Source organism: Sinobaca sp. TMA16-18, assembly GCF_059510535.1.
The window spans coordinates 1-794 of the sequence record NZ_JCAKFM010000018.1 but is presented as its reverse complement, the minus strand read 5'-3'; the positions used below and the strand labels follow the sequence as shown (position 1 = coordinate 794).

The window sequence follows — 794 nt, the reverse complement described above, 5'->3', positions numbered from 1 at the left end:
GGCATAAAAGCAGATTTTTTTAGGAGGGGAGGAAAAAATGGACAGCCAAACCATTCTTGTTGTAGACGACGAAACGCCGATGCGGGAGTTGTTGACTCTTTATCTTGAAAATGAGAATTATCACGTAGCAGAAGCGTCAAATGGAAAAGAAGCTGTACAAAAACTAAAAGAAACAAAGTACAGTTTAATTTTATTGGATGTGATGATGCCGAAAAAAGATGGTTTTGATACTTGTTTAGAAATAAGAGAATGGTCAGATGTTCCGATTATCATGATTACCGCCCGCAATCAGTTGACCGATAAGGTAACGGGTCTTCGATTAGGGGCAGATGACTATATCACGAAGCCTTTTAATCAAAAAGAACTGCTGGCGCGTATCGAAGCTCTCCTGCGAAGAAATAATTATAAGCAGCACGAGAAGCCCAAACAGGAAATGAAGCTGTATTATAAGGGGATTATCCTAAATAAAGAGGCGCATCAAGCTTATTATCTTGATGAGGAATTATCTCTTACTCCAAAAGAATACGCGATTTTAGAGTTGTTATTGATTAATAAAAACCGGGTATTCAGCCGGGATGATATTTTTGAATTAATATGGGGATATGATTTTATTGGAGATTACCGAAGTGTAGACAGTCATATTAAACATCTGCGGGATAAACTAACACTAGCTGGTATTTCAGGAAAATCAGTTATTCAGACGGTTTGGGGAGTAGGTTATAAAATACTATGAAGGTTCCTAAAATAAGTCGTATTTCTGTGAAACTGGGTGCGTTTTTGTTTACTATTTTTTT

Annotated in this window: 1 protein-coding gene; it reads left to right on the top strand. The window is 37.0% G+C overall.

What is annotated here, in order from left to right; genetic code table 11:
* Positions 1 to 37 precede the first annotated feature (37 nt).
* Complete coding sequence (locus AC5W14_RS16715) at positions 38 to 733, top strand: response regulator transcription factor (protein ID WP_496057729.1); 696 nt, start codon at positions 38 to 40, stop codon at positions 731 to 733.
* Positions 734 to 794 lie beyond the last annotated feature (61 nt).